Annotated in this window: 45 protein-coding genes; 4 read left to right on the forward strand and 41 right to left on the reverse strand. The window is 36.9% G+C overall.

Annotation, left to right across the window (positions count from 1 at the left end; genetic code table 11):
• Window position 1: 1 nt before the first annotated feature.
• From IGI68_RS11795 to IGI68_RS11995, 41 genes are all read right to left on the reverse strand, one after another.
• The gene (locus IGI68_RS11795) at window positions 2-2719 is read right to left on the reverse strand and encodes a phage tail tape measure protein (protein WP_438733029.1); all 2718 of its coding nucleotides are present in this window, start codon (window positions 2717-2719) and stop codon (window positions 2-4) included.
• A gap of 160 nt (window positions 2720-2879) precedes the next feature.
• Window positions 2880-3287, reverse strand: coding sequence for a hypothetical protein (locus IGI68_RS11800; RefSeq protein ID WP_438733031.1), 408 nt, complete (start codon window positions 3285-3287; stop codon window positions 2880-2882).
• A 14-nt stretch (window positions 3288-3301) separates the two neighbouring features.
• On the reverse strand, window positions 3302-3886 hold the full coding sequence (locus IGI68_RS11805; RefSeq protein ID WP_438733033.1) for a phage tail protein: 585 nt from the start codon (window positions 3884-3886) through the stop codon (window positions 3302-3304).
• A 2-nt stretch (window positions 3887-3888) separates the two neighbouring features.
• Window positions 3889-4350 carry a hypothetical protein gene (locus IGI68_RS11810; protein ID WP_438733035.1) on the reverse strand — a complete coding sequence of 154 codons (462 nt, stop codon included), beginning with the start codon at window positions 4348-4350 and terminating at the stop codon, window positions 3889-3891.
• Window positions 4340-4750 (reverse strand): hypothetical protein, encoded by a 411-nt coding sequence (locus tag IGI68_RS11815; RefSeq protein ID WP_438733037.1) that lies wholly within the window; start codon window positions 4748-4750, stop codon window positions 4340-4342. Before IGI68_RS11815 ends, IGI68_RS11810 begins: the two co-directional genes overlap by 11 nt.
• Window positions 4740-5120 carry a phage head closure protein gene (locus IGI68_RS11820; protein ID WP_438733039.1) on the reverse strand — a complete coding sequence of 127 codons (381 nt, stop codon included), beginning with the start codon at window positions 5118-5120 and terminating at the stop codon, window positions 4740-4742. The genes IGI68_RS11815 and IGI68_RS11820 overlap by 11 nt, the downstream gene beginning before the upstream one ends.
• The gene (locus IGI68_RS11825) at window positions 5120-5422 is read right to left on the reverse strand and encodes a hypothetical protein (protein ID WP_438733041.1); all 303 of its coding nucleotides are present in this window, start codon (window positions 5420-5422) and stop codon (window positions 5120-5122) included. Before IGI68_RS11825 ends, IGI68_RS11820 begins: the two co-directional genes overlap by 1 nt.
• Before the next feature lie 10 nt (window positions 5423-5432).
• Window positions 5433-5624 carry a hypothetical protein gene (locus tag IGI68_RS11830; RefSeq protein ID WP_438733043.1) on the reverse strand — a complete coding sequence of 64 codons (192 nt, stop codon included), beginning with the start codon at window positions 5622-5624 and terminating at the stop codon, window positions 5433-5435.
• A 19-nt stretch (window positions 5625-5643) separates the two neighbouring features.
• Window positions 5644-6852 carry a phage major capsid protein gene (locus tag IGI68_RS11835; protein ID WP_438733045.1) on the reverse strand — a complete coding sequence of 403 codons (1209 nt, stop codon included), beginning with the start codon at window positions 6850-6852 and terminating at the stop codon, window positions 5644-5646.
• Window positions 6845-7588 (reverse strand): head maturation protease, ClpP-related, encoded by a 744-nt coding sequence (locus IGI68_RS11840; RefSeq protein ID WP_438733047.1) that lies wholly within the window; start codon window positions 7586-7588, stop codon window positions 6845-6847. Before IGI68_RS11840 ends, IGI68_RS11835 begins: the two co-directional genes overlap by 8 nt.
• The gene (locus IGI68_RS11845; RefSeq protein ID WP_438733049.1) at window positions 7569-8879 is read right to left on the reverse strand and encodes a phage portal protein; all 1311 of its coding nucleotides are present in this window, start codon (window positions 8877-8879) and stop codon (window positions 7569-7571) included. The genes IGI68_RS11840 and IGI68_RS11845 overlap by 20 nt, the downstream gene beginning before the upstream one ends.
• A gap of 15 nt (window positions 8880-8894) precedes the next feature.
• Entirely contained in the window at window positions 8895-10550 is a 1656-nt protein-coding gene (locus IGI68_RS11850) for a terminase TerL endonuclease subunit (protein ID WP_438733051.1), read from the reverse strand.
• Window positions 10540-10860: a P27 family phage terminase small subunit gene (locus IGI68_RS11855; RefSeq protein ID WP_438733053.1), complete on the reverse strand. Its 321-nt coding sequence runs from the start codon at window positions 10858-10860 to the stop codon at window positions 10540-10542. Before IGI68_RS11855 ends, IGI68_RS11850 begins: the two co-directional genes overlap by 11 nt.
• Before the next feature lie 104 nt (window positions 10861-10964).
• Entirely contained in the window at window positions 10965-11270 is a 306-nt protein-coding gene (locus IGI68_RS11860; RefSeq protein ID WP_438733055.1) for an HNH endonuclease, read from the reverse strand.
• Between the two features lie 224 nt (window positions 11271-11494).
• A complete protein-coding gene (locus IGI68_RS11865) occupies window positions 11495-11974 on the reverse strand; it encodes a hypothetical protein (protein WP_438733057.1) in 480 nt (159 codons plus the stop codon).
• 68 nt (window positions 11975-12042) lie between these two features.
• Window positions 12043-12210 carry a hypothetical protein gene (locus tag IGI68_RS11870; protein ID WP_438733059.1) on the reverse strand — a complete coding sequence of 56 codons (168 nt, stop codon included), beginning with the start codon at window positions 12208-12210 and terminating at the stop codon, window positions 12043-12045.
• Between the two features lie 11 nt (window positions 12211-12221).
• Complete coding sequence (locus IGI68_RS11875) at window positions 12222-12527, reverse strand: hypothetical protein (protein WP_438733061.1); 306 nt, start codon at window positions 12525-12527, stop codon at window positions 12222-12224.
• A complete protein-coding gene (locus IGI68_RS11880; RefSeq protein ID WP_438733062.1) occupies window positions 12524-12934 on the reverse strand; it encodes a hypothetical protein in 411 nt (136 codons plus the stop codon). The genes IGI68_RS11875 and IGI68_RS11880 overlap by 4 nt, the downstream gene beginning before the upstream one ends.
• Window positions 12934-13077, reverse strand: a complete 144-nt coding sequence (locus tag IGI68_RS11885; protein ID WP_438733064.1) for a hypothetical protein — start codon at window positions 13075-13077, stop codon at window positions 12934-12936. The genes IGI68_RS11880 and IGI68_RS11885 overlap by 1 nt, the downstream gene beginning before the upstream one ends.
• Window positions 13078-13095: 18 nt before the next feature.
• On the reverse strand, window positions 13096-13389 hold the full coding sequence (locus IGI68_RS11890) for a hypothetical protein (RefSeq protein WP_438733066.1): 294 nt from the start codon (window positions 13387-13389) through the stop codon (window positions 13096-13098).
• On the reverse strand, window positions 13390-13668 hold the full coding sequence (locus tag IGI68_RS11895) for a helix-turn-helix domain-containing protein (protein WP_438733068.1): 279 nt from the start codon (window positions 13666-13668) through the stop codon (window positions 13390-13392).
• A 12-nt stretch (window positions 13669-13680) separates the two neighbouring features.
• Window positions 13681-14037: a hypothetical protein gene (locus IGI68_RS11900; RefSeq protein WP_438733070.1), complete on the reverse strand. Its 357-nt coding sequence runs from the start codon at window positions 14035-14037 to the stop codon at window positions 13681-13683.
• A gap of 4 nt (window positions 14038-14041) precedes the next feature.
• Entirely contained in the window at window positions 14042-14242 is a 201-nt protein-coding gene (locus IGI68_RS11905) for a hypothetical protein (RefSeq protein WP_438733072.1), read from the reverse strand.
• Window positions 14208-14495, reverse strand: coding sequence for a hypothetical protein (locus tag IGI68_RS11910; RefSeq protein ID WP_438733074.1), 288 nt, complete (start codon window positions 14493-14495; stop codon window positions 14208-14210). The genes IGI68_RS11905 and IGI68_RS11910 overlap by 35 nt, the downstream gene beginning before the upstream one ends.
• Window positions 14496-14497: 2 nt before the next feature.
• Complete coding sequence (locus IGI68_RS11915) at window positions 14498-15013, reverse strand: Holliday junction resolvase RecU (RefSeq protein ID WP_438733076.1); 516 nt, start codon at window positions 15011-15013, stop codon at window positions 14498-14500.
• Window positions 15014-15358, reverse strand: coding sequence for a hypothetical protein (locus IGI68_RS11920; RefSeq protein ID WP_438733078.1), 345 nt, complete (start codon window positions 15356-15358; stop codon window positions 15014-15016).
• The gene (locus tag IGI68_RS11925; protein ID WP_373749770.1) at window positions 15355-16182 is read right to left on the reverse strand and encodes a rolling circle replication-associated protein; all 828 of its coding nucleotides are present in this window, start codon (window positions 16180-16182) and stop codon (window positions 15355-15357) included. The genes IGI68_RS11920 and IGI68_RS11925 overlap by 4 nt, the downstream gene beginning before the upstream one ends.
• 257 nt (window positions 16183-16439) lie before the next feature.
• Window positions 16440-17186, reverse strand: a complete 747-nt coding sequence (locus IGI68_RS11930; RefSeq protein ID WP_438733080.1) for a hypothetical protein — start codon at window positions 17184-17186, stop codon at window positions 16440-16442.
• A 14-nt stretch (window positions 17187-17200) separates the two neighbouring features.
• The gene (locus tag IGI68_RS11935; RefSeq protein ID WP_438733082.1) at window positions 17201-17653 is read right to left on the reverse strand and encodes a hypothetical protein; all 453 of its coding nucleotides are present in this window, start codon (window positions 17651-17653) and stop codon (window positions 17201-17203) included.
• 73 nt (window positions 17654-17726) lie between these two features.
• On the reverse strand, window positions 17727-18011 hold the full coding sequence (locus IGI68_RS11940; RefSeq protein WP_438733084.1) for a hypothetical protein: 285 nt from the start codon (window positions 18009-18011) through the stop codon (window positions 17727-17729).
• A complete protein-coding gene (locus IGI68_RS11945) occupies window positions 18008-18715 on the reverse strand; it encodes a phage antirepressor KilAC domain-containing protein (protein ID WP_438733086.1) in 708 nt (235 codons plus the stop codon). The genes IGI68_RS11940 and IGI68_RS11945 overlap by 4 nt, the downstream gene beginning before the upstream one ends.
• An 11-nt stretch (window positions 18716-18726) precedes the next feature.
• Window positions 18727-19269 (reverse strand): hypothetical protein, encoded by a 543-nt coding sequence (locus tag IGI68_RS11950; RefSeq protein WP_438733088.1) that lies wholly within the window; start codon window positions 19267-19269, stop codon window positions 18727-18729.
• 25 nt (window positions 19270-19294) lie between these two features.
• Entirely contained in the window at window positions 19295-19513 is a 219-nt protein-coding gene (locus IGI68_RS11955) for a hypothetical protein (protein ID WP_438733090.1), read from the reverse strand.
• Entirely contained in the window at window positions 19494-19658 is a 165-nt protein-coding gene (locus IGI68_RS11960) for a hypothetical protein (protein WP_438733092.1), read from the reverse strand. Before IGI68_RS11960 ends, IGI68_RS11955 begins: the two co-directional genes overlap by 20 nt.
• A gap of 12 nt (window positions 19659-19670) precedes the next feature.
• The gene (locus IGI68_RS11965; RefSeq protein ID WP_438733094.1) at window positions 19671-19853 is read right to left on the reverse strand and encodes a hypothetical protein; all 183 of its coding nucleotides are present in this window, start codon (window positions 19851-19853) and stop codon (window positions 19671-19673) included.
• A 17-nt stretch (window positions 19854-19870) separates the two neighbouring features.
• Window positions 19871-20158 carry a hypothetical protein gene (locus IGI68_RS11970; protein ID WP_438733095.1) on the reverse strand — a complete coding sequence of 96 codons (288 nt, stop codon included), beginning with the start codon at window positions 20156-20158 and terminating at the stop codon, window positions 19871-19873.
• A gap of 13 nt (window positions 20159-20171) precedes the next feature.
• Window positions 20172-20504: a hypothetical protein gene (locus IGI68_RS11975; protein WP_438733097.1), complete on the reverse strand. Its 333-nt coding sequence runs from the start codon at window positions 20502-20504 to the stop codon at window positions 20172-20174.
• 4 nt (window positions 20505-20508) lie between these two features.
• Window positions 20509-20811, reverse strand: coding sequence for a hypothetical protein (locus tag IGI68_RS11980; protein WP_438733099.1), 303 nt, complete (start codon window positions 20809-20811; stop codon window positions 20509-20511).
• Window positions 20812-20817: 6 nt separating this feature from the next.
• Window positions 20818-21048: a hypothetical protein gene (locus IGI68_RS11985; RefSeq protein ID WP_373749716.1), complete on the reverse strand. Its 231-nt coding sequence runs from the start codon at window positions 21046-21048 to the stop codon at window positions 20818-20820.
• Complete coding sequence (locus IGI68_RS11990; protein WP_438733102.1) at window positions 21045-21314, reverse strand: hypothetical protein; 270 nt, start codon at window positions 21312-21314, stop codon at window positions 21045-21047. The genes IGI68_RS11985 and IGI68_RS11990 overlap by 4 nt, the downstream gene beginning before the upstream one ends.
• A gap of 86 nt (window positions 21315-21400) precedes the next feature.
• Window positions 21401-21628 carry a helix-turn-helix transcriptional regulator gene (locus IGI68_RS11995; RefSeq protein ID WP_438733104.1) on the reverse strand — a complete coding sequence of 76 codons (228 nt, stop codon included), beginning with the start codon at window positions 21626-21628 and terminating at the stop codon, window positions 21401-21403.
• A gap of 155 nt (window positions 21629-21783) precedes the next feature.
• On the opposite strand from IGI68_RS11995, the gene IGI68_RS12000 reads away from it, so the two are divergent.
• From IGI68_RS12000 to IGI68_RS12015, 4 genes are all read left to right on the forward strand, one after another.
• The gene (locus IGI68_RS12000) at window positions 21784-22257 is read left to right on the forward strand and encodes a helix-turn-helix domain-containing protein (RefSeq protein ID WP_438733106.1); all 474 of its coding nucleotides are present in this window, start codon (window positions 21784-21786) and stop codon (window positions 22255-22257) included.
• 8 nt (window positions 22258-22265) lie between these two features.
• Window positions 22266-22736, forward strand: coding sequence for an ImmA/IrrE family metallo-endopeptidase (locus tag IGI68_RS12005; RefSeq protein ID WP_438733108.1), 471 nt, complete (start codon window positions 22266-22268; stop codon window positions 22734-22736).
• 90 nt (window positions 22737-22826) lie between these two features.
• Window positions 22827-23297, forward strand: a complete 471-nt coding sequence (locus IGI68_RS12010) for a DUF4429 domain-containing protein (protein WP_438733110.1) — start codon at window positions 22827-22829, stop codon at window positions 23295-23297.
• A gap of 45 nt (window positions 23298-23342) precedes the next feature.
• On the forward strand, window positions 23343-23639 hold the full coding sequence (locus IGI68_RS12015; RefSeq protein ID WP_438733112.1) for a TM2 domain-containing protein: 297 nt from the start codon (window positions 23343-23345) through the stop codon (window positions 23637-23639).
• The last annotated feature ends 23 nt before the right edge of the window (window positions 23640-23662 follow it).

Below are 23662 nucleotides of genomic sequence, written 5' to 3' on the forward strand. Positions count from 1 at the left end.
TTTACCTCACCCCTAGCTTTCTAATCATTTCAGCCGCGGCCATTTCTTTGTTTGGTGTATCAAATCGATCAAATCCTGTTAAGCTGCTTCCGCTCCCACCAGGAACTTGAACGATCATATTTTTTTCTTGAACGACTTCGATTAATATTTCTAGTAGATATTCCAAACGATTATTACTATTTTGGTTATTATTAATTGCGGTAATTTTATTAGTTGCTGCTTCAGTCAATCCGCTTAGTAGTGGTATATTTCCGCCACCTTCAAACATTTTCAACATTGCGCTTAAAATACCGCCTGATTTTTCTTTTTGGCTTAGTGGTTGTACGGTTGTTTTTCCGGCCACCGTACTAATTAATTCCGGTCCAGCTTCCCCTACAATTGCAGAACCATTAAAAAATGAACCACCTTTTGCTAATAGTGGGATTTTAGGAATACTTGCATTTTTCCCGCCAATTTTAGGAATCCAACTTGGTATTTTTATATTATTAATCCCACCAATAAATCCATTGACTATGCCTATCATAGTGTTTAATGGTGTCTTAACTACTGCAGATAGACCATCTAATATTCCTCCGACAATGTTCGATAGCCCTTTCCAAGCTTTCGACCAATTTCCAGTAAATACACCTGTAAAGAAATCCATTAAACCATTCAGAATCCTTTTCCCAGCCTCATAAAAATTGGTAAAGTTTTTAAGGATTGATTCAAATTGACTTTCAACATACCCACCCATAAAACTAAATCCGGCAACAAAAATGTCTTTTATAAAAACAAAGAAAAGTTTAACTCCATCTCGAAACCATTCGAATTTCGCGTAAAGATAAATGAGAATCGCGATTACGGCCATCACAGCGATTACGACTAACAGCCAAGGACTAGCTAGTATTCCGACTGAGACGACCATCGCGGCCATGATTGGCATCATCGTTGTAAAGACAACAATGAGTATCCCTAGAATAACAATAAAAGATTTTACCGGCTCTGGTAAGTTCCCAAACCATGCAGAAAGACTTTGCATGATTGGTATTAATGCCATTAGGATTGGTTCAAAAACAATTGCTAATTCATTGCCGAGTTCAGCCATGATATTTTTTACATTTTGCATCGCAAGGGCTTGAGCATCAATCGGATCTAAAGTATTTGTAAATGTTTCTTCCACGACACCGGCGCTTTCAGTAGCAATACTTGATAAATCTTCTAAATTTAATGCGCCTCTTCGGATAGCATCAGCCATCTTTTCTCCGTTTTTTGTACCGAATATTTCTGCAGCTGCATTTAGTGCTTCTGTTTCGCTAGAGGCGTTTAAGATTTTGTCTTGTAATTCACCTAGTCCTTGAGACAAAGTCTTGTTTTCTTTTGCATAATTTACAGACGCTTTTGTTAAACCTGTTAATGTTTCAGCGGAAGAAATACCTGCCTGCTCCATTTGACCAAGCAATTGAATACCTTCATCGAATTCCAAACCTAGCGCTTTTATTTGCGGTGCACCTTTGACCGCTGCTTCGAATAATTTGTCTACTGATACACCAGAGTTTTGAGCGACTTTAGTTGTCGTGTCGAGCACTTGATTAAAGTCATCGTACGACAATTCAAATGCTTCAATGACTTTTCTTGCATTGATTGCCGATTCGCTAACATCCGTGTCATTAATATTGGCAAACTTTAATAAATACTCACTCGTTTTTTCTAATTGATCATCTGTAAAGCCAAACTGTGTATTCATTTCACCAATTGCAGACCCTACATCGGCAAATGAATCAACAGGCATCGAATTCGTAATCTTTTTATAGGATTCCGCCATTCTGTCGGCTGCTTCTCCTGTTGCACCGGTTTTTGTAATGATAATATCGGCGCCTTCATCGACTTCCAAAAATGCTTCTTGTGCTGATCGGCCAAATTCTTTTAGCTTTTCACCGATACCACTTAATGCATCAGCGGCTGCCATTAGATTGCTTGCATCGAGTTTATCGCCAAGCGATTGCATGGAGTCTCCTGCTTCACCTAACCCATCTGTTAATTGGTTGGCTTCTGCTTCTAAATTGGAAAAGGCAATTTTTGCTTCATTGACTTGAATTTCCATTTTCTTTGCTTCAGTGGAATTTTCGCCATATTCTTTTTTTACTTCAGATAATTGGCGCTCCATGCTATCAATTTTACGTTCGGATAATTCGGCTTGTTCCGCTACATACTTTTGAGCTGCTGCAAATTTTTCTGATTCATCGGCTGTCTTTAGCGTCGTTTCTTGTAGTAACTTATACTCCGATGCTAATTTATCCGCTGACAGTTGTAAGTCATTTTGTTCTTGTTCCAACTGTTTCGATTTTGCAATGTACCCATCATTTGCTGATTCAGCCTTTTCTAACGCAAAACTCGTTTGAGTAATTTTGTTGGCTAATTGTTGCTCTGCAATCTCGTTCTTTTTAAGAGCGGCTTCTAATTTCCCAGCTTCAACGGAATTCTCACCAAATTGTTTCTTAACAAGTTCTAATTGATTCCTGGTTTCTTGAGTGGTGCTTTTTTGCAACTTATACTGGTCTTCCAAACTATCCAAAGTAACGGTTAGTTTTTCAACGCTTGTTCCAGTAAATTTCATTTGTTCTTGCGTCAACTTTAAGTCTTGCTTCAGACCTTTTCCGGCAGCAACATTCTCATCAATTTTCTTTTTATAATCTTGGTTAAATGCTTTAAAGGTTACTTTAGCTTCTGCACCTTTTGCCAATCATGTTCCCTCCTCTCTTATTTTTTCTCTTGCTCAGCGCTTCTCCAGTTTTCAATCGCTAACTTATTCATCGCAATGGTATTCACGTCTTGCAATGGCAAATGCCAAAAATCATTCTCATCGATTCCAACGAGTAATACATAAACGGCGTATAAGTCTTCTAGCTCTTCGATTTTGATTTTTGGGAATGATTTCGTTTGTGCTTTTTTGGCGTTTTATTAATAAATTCTTGTGCAAATTGATTGCGGCCTTTTTTTGTTAGGATTGCGCCTAGCAAGGGACCTGCTTCTTCAATATCTAGTTCATAATTTTTTAAGAAATCCATGTACTCCATGCCATCTTCATTGGCATTACGGTAGGAAATAAAGACGGCATCTACTAATGCCATCTCATCGATTTCCTCATCGCGAACCATCGCATTCAGTACAAGGCGTGTTCGATACCCTTCTTTTACGCGTAACTGATGAAGGAGATACGCGTTGAATTTGGGATTAACGGGCACACGTTTATCACCAAGCGTGATATGTGTGACTATTTTTGGTTGTTTGTTTTCTTGCTTCTCTGCCATCTTTACTTCCCTCCTTATGGTAATTCAGTAGCTGATACTAATTCTGGTGTAAATGCTGTATGCCACGTTTCTAATGTTCCTTCGTCAACTTCATCCGTAAACGCTTCAACGTATGCACGCAATTTCCCATTAATGTCTGTAAACATCGCGGTAAAGGAGTACTCAACTGCCTGGAATTCATCCGCCGTTTTATCAACAGTGAATTGTAGTCCTGTTTCACTTGTACACTTTGGAAACGCAATGATTTTTGTTACTTCATCAAAGTCATCAATAACATCTGCTGTCAGGACAAAATCCCCTGAACTGCTATCCCCATCGTAAGAATAAACCCCTGGCTTCAATCCTTCATTCGATAAACCAAAAATCTTACGGATCGTTCCTGTTTTCGCGTGACCGGATAACGTCACATTTAATTGCACCGGTTTTCCTTTCCGTTTGATCGTTTGAATACCACATTTCACTTGTTTGAATGCCATTTCTGTTTCAGATGCTAAGACAGCAGCGCATCCAAAAGATAATGTTTCGCTACCTTTAAACTGTAAAGAAACTTTTTCGATTTCCATGGGTGTAAATGTTTCTTGTAATTTAGTTGAGACCATAATTAATTTCCTCCTAATTCTTTATTGATTGCTACCTCTAGGGCGCTTTCTAAATCTTGTGCAATTACTGGTACACGTCGCTCCATTCCTTGTCGCAAAAACTCAAGTGGCAATGGATTTGCATCGCCAATTCCTAAATCGGGGAAAACCAAGTATCTCCAATTTGTTTTTGGCCTAACCGTAAATCCTAGATTTTCATGCGTCACTTTTAATGACTCACTACTTTTTGCATGACCGACAACTGCTTTCTTCCCACTTTCTAATGTGATGGGCATTTGAGGATTCCTTTTGGACATAGGAAAGATTTCTCTCATTTCTTTTGGTGTTTCTGGTTCTACTTTATTTTGTAATTTTTCATTGATAACTACTTCAGATAGATGAGGAATCTTAAGCATTTTTTCTTGTAATCGATCAATTTCAACAAATTCAACAACCCAACTACTCTCTCTCCAATCAGCAGACATTTTTCATTCTCCTTGTAAAAAACAATTGAATTTCATCGATGTATTGGTCTTCTTTGTTCTTTTTAATCAAATATTTCTTCGAGTTTTTGAACTTGAATAGTTTCCCATGAATACCTGCAATCAACTTGATAGATTGCACGTCTAAGTCGTCACGATTTTCTGAATAAAAAGAGACGAGAATGTCTTGTGTGATTGTTGCTTCATCGCTTGATAACTGCATACCACCCGTCTCAAAACGAAAATAATTGTAACCACCTGTTTTTGTGATTACTTCTTTTAACGAATCATCGCTGACAGTATCTTGAAAGACTTCTAATTCAATGACTTTCTTAATTTCTTCAATCAATTTTTCGTTAGATTTATTCAAATAGTCGATTAGTGATTCTTGATTAATTATCATCGGTATCACCTACTTTTGATTGTGCAGGACCCACTTTTGATAAATACCAAAAAAGATATTTTTTATCAGCATCTGAATCAACTTTAAATATTTCGTATTCAATACCATCGATGATAATAATTAAGTCAGACTTATCTTGCGATCGAGGCGTTAGTTGTGGTGGGTAAAATGTTTTGATTTTTAATTCAAGTTCTTTACCTTTCGTTTTAGCCAAGTCATAATCTTGATCTCGTGCGCTTAATTCATTAAAATATAAGGTACCTAATTCCGTAAACGTATAACCGATTGATTTTTTCGTAGGGCTTAGTTTTGTTTTCTTTGTACCATACTGAAGTAATCCATCATTAAAACTTTCGTAACGATCCGACACTATTTGCCACCTCCATTACGACTTTTTAAAGCGGAAATTTGTAACTCTAAAATCTTTTGTTTAAAATCGTTGTAAAAAAGATGTCCGTTATCATTCCAGTTATATTGGCAATAGTACTTTAATAAAGCACGTGAATTGTTTCCTAGATTCGTTTTCGTTTCTTCTATAAACGGCAAAGAACCAGCCTTATCAACAAGATAAGACTGGCCTTCTTCGATTAACTCTTTGATTTCATCGTCAAACGTATCAAAGGAGACTCGTAGGCGCTTTTTAATTGATTTAAATAATGTTACTTCATCCATTAAATCACTCCTATTCTTTCGGTTCCTCTGTCTTTTCAACTGGTTTTTTTTGCAAATAAACTCGACCATATTTATTTTTTTCAGGATTAGTCAATTCTGAAATTCTTTTCGCTGCTTTAGACCCTTCGTACAATTCCCCTACTTCATAGATACGGCCCTCTGCATTTTTGTCAGCAAATCGGCGGATTACTAAATAGTCCAATATTCCCACTCCTCTTCTTTTAAGGTTCTTCGGTTGTGTCTGTTTCATTTAACAATCCTGTTGGAGTTGGTCGTTTGATATCAGCATCTCCACTAGCCGTTGGAACGGTTGCGCCTGTCATTGTGCTAATGTTATAAACATAAAAGGCATCTTTATGTTTCGCTAACCCTGTGCCAGTAAATTTAGCAATGAATAGATCCATGTCTTCAATTGCTAACGTTTCTTCATATTTTTTCAATTCAGTTTGACTAGATACTGCTAACAAGTAATTTTTCGGATTTCCGATTGTAATAGCTGCTTCTTCTTGTGCATAAGACTTAACAATAGTTTCACCGGTCGGCAATTGTGTTAAGACCCATTTCCCTTCTGGTTCACTCTTATACGCTAGTTTTGGAAACAGTTTAGACCAATATGTTACTGGATGGACAATCGCGACCATTGGACCATTGTCTAATTTGTCACGGGCAAAGGCTGCACGGACACCTGCTAATGATTCTGGTTCTAAATCGGTTAAGGCGATTTTATCTTTGTTTGGATAAACACCATCTACTGCTCCAGATAATTTTTTGTTCATCCCAATTGGTTGGTTTTTACCTGTACCTTGGATTAACGCTAGTTCTAATGTCGCAGCCATAATTTCATACATTACAGTTGTAACATACTGCGCTAACCACGCTGGACCTAAAACAAAGAATCCTTTCACGATTGGTAAAAATCCGGATAATTTACTTGTTTCAAAGCTGATTACTTTAATACTATTCACTAGCAACTGTTTAATGTTGTCCGGTAAAGTTCCCCAGAATGCCAATTGTTTTGTAGGATCAGCGTACATATACTTGAAAATCGCTCCCGTTGTTTGGGCATCAACTAATGAAATTAATGGATGTTCTTCTGTCAAACGAGAGAAAATATCTTCCACAATCGTTTGTGGGAATGCTTCATCTAAATTATCAAAACTTTGCTTCGTAACAGCAGCATTAAAGTATTTGCGTTCTGCTGACGTTTGAGGTTTCATAATTCCACGTGCAACTAACACATTTTCATCTTTAAATCGTTCTCCCTCTTCTTCAAATGCTTTTTCAGCTTCTGATACGACAACGGTTTGGATACCTTCCAAGAAATCATTTAACGCTGTTTCCTGGGCTTTTTCATCACTGCTCTTCATTGCTGCGAAAAACGCTGCACGTTGCTCACTCAATTGATTTTTTACTAAGTCTGTATTAAACATTATTTGTTTCCTCCTCGAATAAATTCATAAAATTTTGTAATGGGTTTGTTCTTTTTTTGTTTTCTTGATTCTTGTTTGGTTCGTTTATCATGCCGCCATACTTACTCATCAATCTTTCTGCAATTGTTGCTTGTGCTGCTGGTTCAGGCTCTTTCGTAATTATTTCATCAACAAAGCCAAACGTTTTTGCTTCATCAGCCGTCATGAATTTTTCTGAATCAAGTAATTCTTTGAGTTCTTCTTCTGTTCCAACAAATGTTTCCATGTACGTTTGAGTCATTGCTGATTCTGTCGTGCGTAACATATCAACGACTTTTTCGAGATCATTGGCATTCCCTCGTGCATAGGTCCATGGATTATGAATCATTAATTGCGTGTTTCCCGGCATCTTTTTTGTATCTCCAGCTAAGAAAATTAAAGAACCGGCACTAGCGGCAATCCCATCTACAATTGTCACAATGTTTTTTCCGGAAGCTCTCAAAATATTAAAAATTGAAATCCCTTCAAAAACATCGCCACCATAAGTATTAATGTGGACGTTCACTGTTTCTGTTTCGATTTGATCCAATGCATCAATCACTTTTTTTGCTGTGATACCACTATCATCCCACCATGTTTCACCAACATCGCCATGTAGATATAAATCAGTTTCGCCTTCGACACTCGCATTAAATTGGATTTTTGATTCGATTGTTCCTAGCTTTAAATTTTTTGAATTAAGTTGAATTCTTTTCACTTGGTTCTCCCCTTCCTAGTGCCCTCATCATATTGGAAACTGCTTTTTCAATATCTTCAGCGGCATTATTAATATTTTCATAGTTCTTCGTTACGTAATGGCGCCACGCCCACTCTTCGTCAATGATTTCCTCGCCTAGTTTTTCCAGAATGTCGTTAACACAATAAACGCCAATGCGTAAATAGGCTTCTGCAGCATTAGCAAAAGCAATTGGATCCTTTGTGTAAATTAAATCAGTTGATATTTTAAGTTTATTACCTTTGTAAAATTCATCTTTACCATATTTCTTCCGATTGATTTCGGTTTGAATATTTTCGATGAAGGGACGTACTGCGTCATCAATCATGCTTTTACGCATCCCTTCATTATCTGCAACATCGCCACGAAATATTCCGCGTGGCATTAAAAAGGCATCCGCTACTTGATTGACAATATCATCAAAAATACTTGTGATATCACGTGATGTAAAAGCACCACTCTTTGTGTTTCCAGTAGTAGCATCGACGTTGCTTAATGTTAAGCCATCTTCCAAAGGAGTAATCGAATCTTTATCTGATAAAATGGCACCAAAACGCTTTTGAAATAAATCATCTAAGATTTCATCGTATTCAGTGCCTATGACGTTCCCTTCTTCATCTAAGACATCTTTCTCTTTAAATTGATCGAATTGAGCATCCATTAATAATTTTAATTTAATGGCATTCCCACGTTTATAATTTTTAATGGCATCATTTAACAGTTTCCCATAATCTTCATAAACGCTGTCAACAATTGCTTTAACTTTACTATTGTTGTATTTCAAGTGGATCACGTCTGATTCTTTTAATTTTGTTTGATAGCTTAGGCCACCAGGTAAAATAATATTCGAATAAACGTTTGGTAGAAAAGCATATTTTTCAATCGTAAAGCTTTCAGCGACAATTAAATCTCCTGACTTCGCTTGTATCACTAATGCGCCGTCAGAATTGTAAACCATTTTATGGACTAAAGAATAAAAGAAATCGGTTTGGTTTTGGTTTTGATTTGGTTCATAATTTAAACGCCACCACAAATCGCCTTTTTCTGGTTTACCTCGGATATACGTTTGAAACCCACATAAAGAAACAGCATTCGCAATACGACTAATTGCAATGCTTAATGCATAACTTTTGTAACGCACATGATTCACAGATTCTCTGAACACAACCGTCCGCTCATTCGATGATTTCTCAATAGGCGGTCTTGCTTCAATATCCAGTGAATCATCGCTTGAATTAACAAAGAAATTTTTAATACTTGAAAATACTCCCAAATTTCATCACTCCCTTCAGGTTCCGACATAGCTTCTTAATTTTCTACTTGGTCTATTTCTTGGTTTCTTATATGGCGGTTCAATGACCAGTGCATGAATGAAGCACATAAATCCATCTGTTTTTCGTGTTTTCGGTTCTATTTTTTCATAGGTTTTATTGCCCTTGCTGTCGAATTTGACATAAACATTATTTGTATACCATCGCATCATTATATCTTTCCCAAAAACAATATTTTTTAAAGAAAATAAACTATCAACTAGCCCAGCAATCTTTCCATGCGTGATTGGTCCACTACGCACTTCTTTAAGCACAATGCCGTATTCATCGAACTTATCTTTTAAAGCCGAGAAACGCCAAGAATCGGCGGCGATTTCTGTAATCTTGTACTTCTTACGTTGTTCTAAGAACCACTGTGCTAAATACTCCGGTTTCACCATGTCATCGTTCACGATTGTGGCGTACCCTTCATTTACTGCTGTCTCAATATCAAACTTAAATTTTGTAATCCTTAATGACTTATGACAAATAAATGTGTGTTGGATAAAGTAGCGTTTCTCTCCAATCCGGAATAACATGCCGCATGAAACAAAATCTCGAATATCGGCATAGTCAATCGCTCCGACACATGGCACATTTGTTAGATCAGGTATCTCTTGATCAGTTGCCATGATGTCTTCCCACTCAGCAACTGCAGCAAAGGCATCTTGTGTTGGAATATTCATACGCTTCGTTAAAAACTCAATCATTTTCGATGGCGATTCTAACGCTTTGTCATACTCTTTTTCAACTTGGTTGCGAAGTACCTTGTCATACAACAATCTTGGAATCGCTTTGACCCAATTCTTTTGATCATGGACTTCTTCTAAGCTGTCCAATTTAAAAATGAATGGTAGCAACTTCGATGATTTTACTTCACCAGAGAAAATACGTTTCACTAAATCTTTCATACTATCCAAAACACCACCGCGAACAAATCCGTCTGTTGTCAGATAGAACGTTCTAGCAAATCCGACTTTCCCGAGCGCTGAAGAAAAAACGTTAATTAAATCTTCTGTTTCATATTCGTGAATTTCATCGAAAACAACCGCTCCTGGTCGCAGACCATCTTTTGTTCGGGCGTTACTCGTATAGTATTTAATGCGTGATCTCGTTTTTTTATGAGTGATCACTGATTTCGTATGCTTGAAATGTTTTTGCAAAACTTTTGATTCATCTATAACGTCATAAACATCCTCAAAACTTGTTAATGCTTGATCTTTGGTGTTGGCCACAATGTCAACGTTGTATTTTTTTACGTCATTGATATCAACTAAGTTAAATGCTAAAGCACTTAACAAACCATTCTTTCCTGTACCACGTCCAGACAAAAATAAATACTCATCGAACACAAGAGTATTATCTTTATAATAGACGCCAACAACAAAAGATAAAAAGAACGTCTGAAATGGATGCAACGGGAAAAAGTATTTTTCTGATCGTTCGATTACCTTCTCGATTTTTTCAACATCGATAATGACGTCTTCTTGATCTAATTTCTTTCGAACATATTGCATTAGATCTTTTTGTTCTTTACAAGTAACGACTTCTCCAGATTCAACAAGATACATCCACTCTGATATTGCGTGATGGATTTTTTGTGGATGCTTCGGGAAATTTTTATTAGTAGCCATCGTCATCTTCTTCGGATTCAATCGGCTTGATGTCCAGTACATCCAAAATTTCAGTCATCCGTTTATGAATTCTCGGAAGTTCTGTCACTGCATCATTTTTCTTTCGGAATTTTTGTTTTCCGTTATGGACCGTAATCATCGCGCCATTTCGTTCGATCTCCGTTTTTAACTTTTCTTTGATTTCCCAAAAGGTTAAATAGTCTAAAACTAAGTCGTACCAATGCTCTTCCGTCTTTCCATCACGTTCCAACTGTTTTAACAAACCAACTTTAAGCTTGATTTTACGCGTACTTCTTGATATTTTAGGCATTTAACCCCCCCTATCATGCGCGCGCTAGGTTTGTTCTTCCGGCATCAACCTTTCCCGTTTCGTGTTTTCCTCAAAAGAATTGCCATTTGGTTTCGACCGGGGGACTACCAGCGCTCTTCATTTGTAAATTTTCTTTTTCTTGTTGCTGCTAACTTCTCTGGATGTTCTTCGTTATGACAACTGTTGCAAAGTGGTTCAAGGTTTGTTATTAGTAACGCAAGTAATGGAAACTCTTTGACTTTCTTTAGATGATGGACCATGTGTGCTTTCTTATGGCACTTGGCACACTTACCACCATTCAGATTTAAAATAATCTGTCTAACTTTTCGCCATTCTTTTGTCTGATAGAAACGAACGAGCTTATCATCTTCAATCCATTTGATTAATCTCTTGAGGATTGATGGTGTCATGTAATCGATGTAATCACTCCCATTCAATAAAACAAAAAGACAGAACCTAAGTCCTGTCTAAACGATGAGAGGATGCACTCCTCTCTTTATACATAGATTTTTATGTGAGCAGTCCTCTATGTACTACTTCCCAATCAGATAAACTATTACGCTATAACTATAATACGGATACATCAATATCTCCATACACTAAACGTTCACACATTTACTGAACATTGGTTTTTTTAGAATAATGATATTTGTTTTTCTCTTGATCTGTGTTCGTTGTAGTATTCAATTTCATTTCTCTTTCTATTATTCGCTGGTTGATTGGCTTCATACTGATCGAGGAATGATAATGTATTACGAATATCAGCATGTTTCTTTCTTATATATGATTCACTGTATCCTGTTTTTTCTGCGATACATTCTAAGCTGTAGCCATCGATATACTTTAATCGGATAATCTCTTGATCAATGCCTTTAAATGATTTAACAAGTGCCTTCATTTCTTCTCTTTGCTTTTCAAGGATTGTTATCTCTTGTTTCATCGCTTCAATATTTTCTTCAAGGGATGACGCACGAGAACTCTTTTCTAATCGGACTTTGACTAAATCTCCTGATACCCATCGGCTCAACTCTAACTTGCTTTTGTTTAGATTCCACTTTAGGTAAAGGATCTGTTCGTCCAGTGCTTGATAATCTTTTAACCATCTAAATCTCACAAACGCCACCCCTTATGATATAATTAATTTTGTAGTTGTCATCTCGTTAGTATAAGAGGTGGCATTTTTTATTTGCAGTCATCTTTTTCTGCCAATAAATTCCCTTCTTTATCCCAGTACTGGTGAACAACTCGTACTGGGTTTTCGTTGGTTCCTTTGCCACGAACTGCTTCTGTATGAATAACTTCTAGTAACTCTACTTTCCGAGGTGTTTCCAATTCTAATTCTGATTTCATTTTGATTCCTCCTAAATAAATTGAATCACAATCCAACCTACCAGTAACGCGTTTAAACATGTCGACAATACTTTAACAAACACATCTTTTAAATTAAGATTCCTATCCTTGGTCTGCGTCGTAACAATAAAGCTGATTAACAAATCAATCGCTATCGCTTGTGCTAATGTAATTGTTCGAACGCCAAAGATTACCGGCAATATATTATTCCACAGATACATTACTGTGAAGCCGCACATTAAAATGGATAATACGTAAATAACCATTGCCATCACTATTGTTTCAATCGCTTCTTGTACTTCATTGTTTTCTTTCATCCTTCTTCCTCCTCGATGTGAAAATACTCTTCTAGGGAACGAATCAATTCCCTCATATCATCTGATCCTTCAATAAGCATCTTTACATCATCTTGAGTAATCCCTTTAATCAAGATATTGTGTTCAACAGCATCTGCTACCCATTCGGGATGAGTCCCTGCTTTACTGTAAGCCGATTGAGGCAACAGTTCTAAAAGCGCTTCGTAACGCTCCGCTAAGTCAGTTCTGTCTGCCATCAACCCAATAACAAATTCATCTTTTTTATACTTCTCATATTCTGATGCACTAAAGTTTCTCTTAGCCATTGCATGATTGATTGCGCTCCATTGCTCATCGGAAAAACGACTTCTTTTAATTAACGGTCCGTAGACAATCGTTTCTCCGTCTATCTGTACTTCGTAATTCATTATGATTCCTCCACCTTTATAATTTTAAACATTCCCTGCATAACGCTCGCTGTTTCGCGTGCTTCTTTTTCAGACTTCGCATGTATGTAACAAGTCAAATCTTTGCCTTTATAATTTACGTAGTACACTTTATAACTTTTCACGCTGATCCCTCCAATTCCTTAGACCAATGAACCATCAATGCCTAGCAAAAATATACTATTATCGGAAATCCAATCTAATACTGTTGAATCTGATAATGGCGTATCACCGCTATCTCTATAACTTTTCATTTCTTTCAATACTTCCGATAACTTTAATTCAGCCATTTCGCTTATTAAGTTATCCTCATCTTCTTTTGTATCTATCTTTGATACCAACTGATCATACAATTCTAAAGCGTGAGTGCTATCAACCGCTTTAATCAATGCATAGTAACACGTCCCTTGGAACTTAAAAAATTTTAGTTTTTCCATTTATTCAGCCCTCCACATTCTTACATCTTCCCATTCCTCATCCGTCCATATTTCAAATAAATCAATCGGTTGAACCTCCAATGCCCTTGCATATTTCGCGATACTTTCAATCGGTATATTGGATTCCTTCTCCATCAATTTCACAACGACTGATTCGTTGCTATCGATTCGCTTTGCTAACGTACGATTGCTCATGTCTTTTAACGCTAGGTATCTTTTTACGTTTAACCAAAATATTTCTCTGGTGTTTAAATTAATTGCTGATCCGTTATCGCTCATCGCTCACACCCTCTAACTTAATCTTTCAAATTTATAACCTTTCAAGCGACCTCTCACCATCATCTTCTCGCTATCGCAATTCCTGGAGACTGTACTTCTGTCTGTACGATAATGATTCGCGGCCGCACCTATGGAATCAAAAGTACGGCACTCACCATTCGGTTTAATAACCCTACATTTTATTTGCTCAATGCCCTTAAACGTATCCGGTCTTGTCGGCATAATTGAATGCGTCTTTAATGGAGCAGGATCGCCGACTAACCAGCAAACATAATTACGACCATCATCGCCTGCAACAGACATGATTTTTGTATAGCGATTAATTACATCTCCGGTGATTTCACGCCCTTGAATCGTTTTATATTTCACAGGATCACTTCCTCATCCATCGCTGATTCTCTTTTATCGGATTACCTGGTGGTCTTTTGCCTTTAATTACTCGTACAACACGTCCATTACAATTTTCAGCAACTCTCTCAGCTTCTTTAAGTTCTGTAAATCCTTTGACTTCAGACAAGCAATCCACTTGCACACCGTCACTACCTTGATAAATATTCCGTCTCACCGCATACATCGCTCATTTCCTCCTTTTTCATCGCATACTCGTAAGGTTCCCACTTCTTCACATCTACAAACTTGTAATAATTGCCGTTCTCGCTGATCAAAAATATCAATTCATTTCCTTCTTCGTCAAAGGCGTAGCCAATATATTGTTTTGGATTTTTCCTATTGGGTGCAAACCGCCACACATTCCACTTGCGGACCTGGCAAAACAATTCAAAAGTCTTGTATTGTAAATCAAATTCGCTTGGACCTCTCTTCTTCATCGCTAACACACTCCTAATTCATGCATGTAAAGAAAATCGATGTACATCGGTGACGGTATTTGATAAACTTTCACTTCTTCTTCGGTGATGTACATCCTCCCGTATATTCCCTTCATGTTTTTCCACACATCCCAAGGAATGAATGCGACGGTCTTGTTGATCTGGCAACAAACACCCACGTAAGCCCCTAATCTAGCATGCATCGTTAGGCATTCCGCTTGATTTTCCGTGATGACCGAACTTTTTATGCGATCAGCACTAGTGTATTTTGCTTCAAAACAAATACTCCTCCCACCGTGTAACGTCCCTTGGAAATCTGGTTGCGCTTTTGCTTTGTAATAGCCTGTTGCTTTACCGTTTGTTTTATCGATTTTTTGAGGATGAAAATCTTCCGGTATTTTTTCGATGAATGCTTTATTCGCTCGAGCGTATTTTTGACACCCCAGTTCAATCAGCTTTTCAAAAATCTTTCCTTGATTATTGTTTGCTTTATTTTGCATATTCGATGGATACTTCAATTACCTTCCTCCTTCCACATACATTCTCAAAATGCCATCTCTATTATTGACGCCGTTTATCGCTTTTGTTGTTTCCAGATGTATCGCGTAGTTTTTTCTTGCTGTATTATTGGCTTTTCGGATGAATTGCCGATTTCTTATTACCCCGTCAAATTGATAACCATCTACTTCGATTTGTTGCGTCGTTAAAAAGAATATTTTGAATCTCTCTCCAATAATGCTTTTTTGTTTCTTGTTGAATGACAATGGCTTTTCTCCAAAATCAATTTTCATTTTGAGATATGTTTGTTGCATCGTGTTGATTGCATCGCTTGAATCAAAACACGCGACTAAATAATATTTCATCCTGCTCGCTCCTTCTTCCACATCTTGAGATACAAGTGCCACCCTTTATACTCATTGTGCTTAAATTCTATTTCGACAATGTCATAGTTCGGATATTTCTTAGCAATGATTTCTGCGCCCTGATCGTTAGACAAGGCCATCTTTTCCATTTGTTTGTTACTAAAGATTCGATCACGCTTTTTCTTTTTAATTTTCACGAGGTTCCTACTGCTGTTCCAAACTTTCTTCCCTTTTACCCATCGCATGCCTTTTGACAAATACTTTGCTAACGCCTCAAGCCCTGCTCCGTTAAAAGAGATTAGCCTTTTCGTATGGACCGCTCCGAGTATCTTTTTACTTTTTCCTTTGCCTTTTGCCCAGCAATCCTCAATGTCATCCCTCGAAATGCCAGGAACGCTATTGATGATGATGTGGAAATGGACTCTCTTGAGATAATCATCCTCTTCGGTTAGTTCGTATTCCATCACCCAGATATATTTAAACGGTTGATTGATTGCTTTGTACTTCTCTCTGCATTTTCTTAAAAAAACACTCGATAGGACTTTCTTCGCTTCTTCTGCTTTTTCTGGAGGTGGAAGTTCCCCTGATTTAAATGTGAGTACAAAATGGTAGTCTCCTTTGCCAAAATTCCCCTGTAATGCGATCCTCATCCATCGATAGGTATTTCTGTCGTTTACAAGTCGTTGTTCTGGTCTAGTTAGATACTCATCTTTATTGGCTACTCCCTTTTTCCCTCTCTTCGCTTCTTCAGCGATAATTGGTACTATGGCCACTTCTTGATAATCATTGCAGTAATATCTATTTGCTCTATTAATCATCGTCATGTTCTTCCACCATCCACATTCTTCACATTACGTCCTTAAGTTAATACTGATTACAAGTCCGATAAACGTTGCTAAATCAACGTTAAACTACTAAAATGTGTTGGAGTATGATATAATTAATTTATAAATGTATTGCTCCAACCACTTAGCGCATCCTGGCAGATGTGCTTTTTTTTATTGTTCTTTTCTACCTAAAAATTTCAAAAAAATTAAAGGCGCATGAGCAACACACACCTCTAATCTATTCAATTAATTAATTAAGCAATCACTGTCACATAGCCTGTCGTGATTTCTTCTGATAACTTTTCTTCTAAATATTCTTTGATGTTTTCCATCGCTTCGTTCTTCCAAATTCCGCCATCCGCTTCGAATAATGCACAACGCCCAGCTTTATCTATTCTAAAAACAAAAGCGCTAGTAGGTTGATCCACTTCTAAAAATGTCCGGAAAGGTTGTAGATCAATTGGATTCGGCACTTCGACACTTTCAACGTTAGCGCCTTCTCGCACAGTCACTGTTTGAGAGATTCCGTTATCTCGTAGATCAGCGCCACCTTCGATTTTGATGCCACTTGCTAGTCTAATGATGTTTTCCGCTTCACGAGTCCGTTGGAAAAATGACTGAATTTGAATGATGAAATTCTCTGAGTCTACGAACTGGCCAAACGGAAACTTATCTAACACCGCAGATGATTCGATTAATGATTCTCTTTTTTTATCTTGATTTAAAGGAGAGTATACTTTCACATGCGTTGCTGATTCGACATTAATTAATACTTGATAATTCACTTGCGGATTGTTGGTATCAAAACGACTCTCTAAATATCCAACAAGACCACTTAACGTACTGACTCTCAGCGCACTCGCTAATTTCGTTGGTTCTAACTCACGTAAATCCGCTCGACGTTCGTCGTAGTAAGTCTTGCCATCAATTACGTGGATGACTTCTTGTTTTTTTGATAACTCAACACCGTACTCAATTGCTGCTTTAATATTTTCTGACATTATTTATTCCTCCATTACGCTTTTTGCCTAAAACTATGAATTTTATTTTTAACCGTTGATTCTTTTTCGCTTGGTTCGCTTTTCTCTAATTCTTTTTCTTCGATTTTCTCTATTGGTTCGCCCTCATCCGTTTTTAAGGTGGAATCAGTCGGATCAAAGTATGTTTGACCTCGCACACCGCTTCGTAATTCATTCGCATATACACCCTCTCCATCTGTATCGATTAATACATCTGCATAAACTTTTCTACGTGGTAATAGCGTTGATTTTACTTCCATCGCAAGTGCGACATCATCGCGATTTCCTTTTGGTACAACCTCGATGTTGATTTGAATCTTGCGTTTTTTGTCTGGATCAGTGTTAGGATCAATGATATTTTCGATCACTCTTGCTAGTTCGTTTTCAAAGCGTTGTTGTAGTCCGCCGTTATCAATTTCGGATAATTGGACGTTGATTTTATTTTTCATGTTTCTCCTCCTTAAAAATATGTTATAATTAACTTACATTTACTTCTCGATGGACTGATTGCTTGCCGGCTGATCAGTCTTTTTTGTTTTTTATACGAACATCGTCTAGCCATACTTCGCCTTTAAAATCTTTCGTAAGTTTTAGAGCGATATTAATTACTTTTTTCTTCCATTTTGTTTCTGGCCAAGTCGACATAGCTGACATCGGACAAAGATTGGCATCGTATCCATAAAAGACAATTTTTTTATTGTTACTTTGATTTTTTTGAAATCGCCATTCTTCGGTCATATACGGTTTGTCACCAGTTACAATAAATCCTCTTTGATATTCCTTATCCATTCCTTCACTGCCTTTCATCCTAAAAACTTATTAATAAAATATTGCTGCCCTTTTCCAGTGACTTTAGCCGTCTTTGAGATACTGATACCTCCATCGCTTCTCGCTATTGTTGTTTCTTTAATTTCAAACAATCCCAAGTCCATCGAATATTGAGTGGGCATATTCCAGTCAGTTCCTTTTCTTCGAATTAGGAATCCGTTGTCTCGTAGCCAATCGAAAAGTCTATTCGCGCCCATATTGACACCGTTTTGTTTGAGTAACTTCGCTAATTCTCCTACTAAAATTGAGGTATGACTTGCTGAAACGGCATCAGCGAAAATCGCTTTGGGCTTCATCGCTTCGTTTTCAATTTTTAACTGCTCTACTTTCCGAGTTTGAATTTGTAACGCTCGTTGGACAACCATTTCTGGATTGTTCCACGCTTTCTCGACTTGCAGAAAATATTGACGCGCTTGTTTCCCTTTTTCGGTACGTTGGATCATCGAGATTTCTTTGGCCATGTCTAGTTTTAATGCGTGATCTGTTTTGAAGTAAATTCGCCCTCTTGCCATGTTCTCAATTTTGAGAGCATGAAAATCATTGTTTTCTTCAAATCCGTATTCAGTCATTCTTGGAAACCAATCTTCATATTTCGTTCCCACCTCTAAAAACTCATGCAACTCACGTCCGCTCACTAACTGTTCATCGTTATCATTTGTTGTGATTTTTATTAAGTTATTCATCGAATCCCTCCTCACTTGTATTGGATGTTTGCGAATTCTCCTGGCAACCTTTGATAGCCCATGTCATTTTCTTTTTGCCATCGAACGCTGATTACCGGCTTTTTTACTTTTCCGTTGCAGACATCCATGACCGTTTGATAACTAACAAATAAATCTTTGGCAGCCTTGCGAGCGCTTGGCCACGAATCAATAATTCCGCCATCATCATCCATTAAGACGACTGGCATACTTCTCGATTTCGGACCTGTGCGTTTTCCGCTTTGTTCTTTTGTTCTGAGTCTTAAATTGTGAAGATTATTCTTGTTTAAAAGAGGCGTCTTACGCGTTACTAGATAACCTGGTGGGATTGGACCTTTGAAAGTCTCCCAGATCACTCGCTGAAACATCAATTCTTTCGTATTGGACTGTTCATCCGTTAATTTCACGCACCAGACGTTTCTTTTTTTATATCCTTTTAATTCTCTTGTTCTTCCATTCTTGTAAACTCTAAAAATTTGACCTTCAATAGTAGCAAAGTATTTCCCTTTGTATCCTGGTATCCAATTTTTTGGCATCATATAATCACCGCCTTTCAGACAACTACTTGCTACCTCGCTTCACGATTTCGTCAAACGGAATATAACCAAGAATGCCATCGCACTCAACTTTTTGCTTACCGCACACTTTGCACTTTAGCGCATTAGCTTGGGCGTCTCCGCCGATGTGGGCAATGATTTCGTATTCATGTTGACACGCATTCAATTTTTGGGACATGTCACGAAACAGAAGTAGAACTTTGTTAAGTAGGACTTTTTTCATTTGATTCCCCCTCCTGTGCTTCTTTTCGATTGCAATCGTGCGGTTTATTAATTACTTTCTGAAGGTAAATAATCGCTTGTTTTTGCTCTTCAACCGTCATGCTTTCGAAAAATTTTAGTGCATCATTTCGGTTACTGTTTTCCATGATGTTCACTCCTTATTTTTTACTCGATAAAAAATTAACTAACGCCTTTTTTTGTTTTTTCTTCCAATTATTTCGAGATTCTATAGGGTTATGATTACCGCTTGATTTAGGAAGTGGATAAGGAAGGTTAAATAAAACATCATCGGCCATTTGTATTTCGTGGCTCATTTTTGAAACAATAGGGATAACGCTCATGAAATCACTCCTTTAATTTATATCTGATCGGGCACCAATTCATAAGTCGCTTCAAAAAATATTGGTTTGCATGGATAAAATTCACCTTGTACACCTTTGATAATATAATCACCATGCGATACAGTCATATCACCTTCTAATGTACGGATGACCGGTTGATAGCTGAAATATGCTCCAAGGGTACTCCCTGATATAGCTGGTACCGATTCAACCATGGGGTAAGCTTCTTTTCTTTTGTAAATCCATTCTTCTGCATCAAACTGCATCGCCTCAATGACTACTGATTTCTTTCTATATTTCATCATCGTCAACCTCCTTTCATCTAGCTTCCCTATCTGCCAAATTATCAAAATGTTTTTCGATAAATTCCGAAACCGATTCTTTTGCTTTTGTTTTCTTGTTTATGAATCTGATAAATAAATCTTTGTTAACGCCATCTGAATCTGTGTAGTAAATGTTATATCCGTAAACTGCTCTTCTTGATTTAATCGACTTGCTAACGAGTAGCAACAACTCTTCTTTCGTTAGCAACTGATGGTTATTAATAACGATATCTTTGGTACCTGGTTTAAATTCATAGGACCAATCCTTTTTTAGTATGGTGCCGTTAAATTCTAAAGCACCATAAGATTCAAAAAGTGATAGTTGCACGGAATCAATCCTTTGTTTGTTCTAACTGGGCATCGTATTCTTTTAATCCTTCTTTCGTGAAGATGTACAACTCCCCTTCATAAACCGCATCAGATGCGTGAACAGGATTTTTATAAAGTATCCATTCACCTTCATCCCGAGAAACATGAAGGCTAACTGAGAGCGATTCAATATCGTTTGATTCTGGTGTGTATTTACGAATATAAGCATGTATAAAATCTTCGCCTCTACTCATAATTTCAAAAGCAGTAATACTGGTTGCTGTACGCTCTACTACGTATGTTCTTCCATATAAAAATGTACTCATTTCTCATCACTCCTCTTCCATGAATTGTTTAAATTTTTCATCCCGTCTTTTTTCGGCTTCCCACTCTTGTAAATAATGATAGTACCGCTGATTCTCTTCTTGCTCCTGATCATCCTCAAGCTCAAATAACCAATCGTACAGCAATATCAGAACTACAATCCCAATGGCACCACGCCAGTTAATTGTGGATAAGCCTATTAGCAAGACTAAGTACAATCCTATCGTTTTACGCTTCATGCCTTCTCTCCTATAAATTTGTTATCATTCTTCCAACGCAAGAACTCTTCAAATTTATTAATTTGAACAATTGGCACACCGTAGGTTGGTGATATATAACCTTCTCTATAATCCTTGTGGTTCTTAAAAGTTGACCACAAACGATTGAATACTGCCTCGTGATTTTTGTAACCAAACATTACACGAGCTTCGGACTTACTCGCCCAAAGTTGTTCTACTGGCACTACTCGACCGACTTCGATAACATTGCTTTCAGGACGTCCCATTTAAATCACTCCTTTTCTTTTTCTTTGGTATCCTTTATCGCCTTTTTTGTTGCTTCAGAAATATTCACCTATCCCACCTCCTCTCCTTATTTCGGAATTTCCGAAACGTCAGACAAAAAAATTTGGTCTATACTAACACCTAAGATTTTCGCTATATTTTCAACCGTTTCATACTTTGCTTTTCTAAATTTTTTGATATCCATTTCATAAGTGATGATAGTCCGTTCCGTCAGTCCAGTCTGCTCAGCCAACTCTTTTTGAGTCATTCGTTTTGAACGTCTCAAATCATATAGTGTTGATTTATTACCACTCAATTTCATCCCTCCTATCTATTTCACCCTTAGTATACATTTCGGAATTTCCGAAGTCAAGTTTTAATTCAGTTTTTCCGAAATAACTTTCGTGAAATCTATTTCACTTTATCCGAAATGGTGGTATAATATTTTTAACAAATGTCGGAGGTGAAAACATGTTTGCACAAAATTTAAGATATTTAAGAGAATCACACAATATGGAACAAATTGAACTAGCTGAAAGACTTGGTAAAAAAAGTTCTTCGACTATTAGCGAGTGGGAAAAAGGTAAATATACTCCTCGAATTGGTGTTCTTAATGATATTTCAGAAATTTTTAAAGTTTCCATCTCTGATTTAATGAATACCGACTTATCTAACCAGAATAGTTCAATTGACAACGATCATATGAACTTATTCGCTCAACTGGATAATTCTAGAAAAATAAAGGTAAATTCTTTTGCACAAAAACAACTTGAAGAACAATTAAAAAATAAAATTGTTGAATTGCCTAAACGAGATGATTATGTTGAAGATGATCTAGCTGCACATTTAGTTGATCCCACACGAAAATTTACCGAAGAAGAAATCGATGGTTTAAAAGCATATTTAAGCAAAGCCAAAGAAGATTACTTAAATAAAAATAAGTAGGTGTTTTTTTGAATAAATACGAACTACTATTAGATAAAATATCACAGGAATTACCAGTGATAGAGTTACCTCTTAGTCCCTTAGGTTTTGAAGGTAACTACTTTGATGGAATGATTTTCATTGACTCTTCTCTCACTCAAAATAAAAAGCGAGAGATTTTGTCAGAAGAATATGCTCACTTTAAAACAAGCGTTGGTAATATTATTAACTACGAAGAAATTGATAATCGCAAACAAGAGTTAAAAGCACGTAGGTATTCAATCGAAATGATTATCACGTTAGACGATCTGATCGAGTGTCGCGATTATGGTTGTACCTCTATTTATGAATGCGCTGAATATTTAGCAGTAACGCATGACTTGCTGCGCGACACATTGAATCATTATCATGCGAAATACGGTATGAATCATCGATACAAAGATAAGTTGTTTATTTTTATGACGGATAACCTCTTAATTTTAGACAAAAAAATAAGCTAAGCAATGTTTGCGGCATCGCTTAGCTTAAAAGTATAGTTTCATTTCTGAAACCGATTAAATATATTATAACAAAGAAATGGGGCTAAAAAAATGGCTAACGAGATTATTATCAAAAGTCCAGGTCACACTGTTATTAGCGTGACACCTGAGACTATCACCATCACGCGTAAAGGTCTTTTAAATTATTTGAACCAAGGCATTAAAGGTGATAAGACTATTCCCATCCGTAACATCACAGCAGTTCAATTAAAAAAACCGGGAATGACAAATGGTTATATTCAGTTTTCTGTTCTTGGCGGTAATGAAAGTCGAGGTGGTTTAAGTGCTGCTACACAAGATGAGAATACAGTTATGTTCGCCAACAAGTACTGGGATCAAATACAATCGCTCAAAACATTCATCGAAAAAACCCAATTAAGAATGCATCAATCCCCAGCTACAACGCAAACTGCAGGTCCTACAGATGCTGAACAAATTTTAGCTTTTAAAAATCTATTAGATCAGGGAATTATTACTCAAGAAGAATTTAATGCCAAGAAAGCACAAATACTTGGTTTGTGATGCTTTCACTTAATTTACTAAAAAATAATGAAGGTGGGATTGTTAATGCCAAATACGGAATACGATGAGTTTCTTTCTGAAATATCTGGAGAATCAAACAATAACAGTAATACCAATAAATCTATTTATTATTCTAAAACAAAAGTAAATAAGTTTGTTTTTTCTTTTCTAGCAATTTTCTTCGGTGTTTTTGGAATCCACTGGTTTTATGCCAAACAGTATAGCAAAGGTTTATGGTATCTTCTTTTCTCCTGGACATCTGTCCCAATGTTTTTAGGTTGGTATCAAGGAATTAAAGCTCTACTGACCCAAACAGACTCCTCGTATTTAATTGAGGTTTAGAATAATGAAAAACACATCCCTCT

The organism is Enterococcus sp. DIV1314a (assembly GCF_051713805.1).
Lineage (GTDB): Bacteria > Bacillota > Bacilli > Lactobacillales > Enterococcaceae > Enterococcus_I > Enterococcus_I aquimarinus.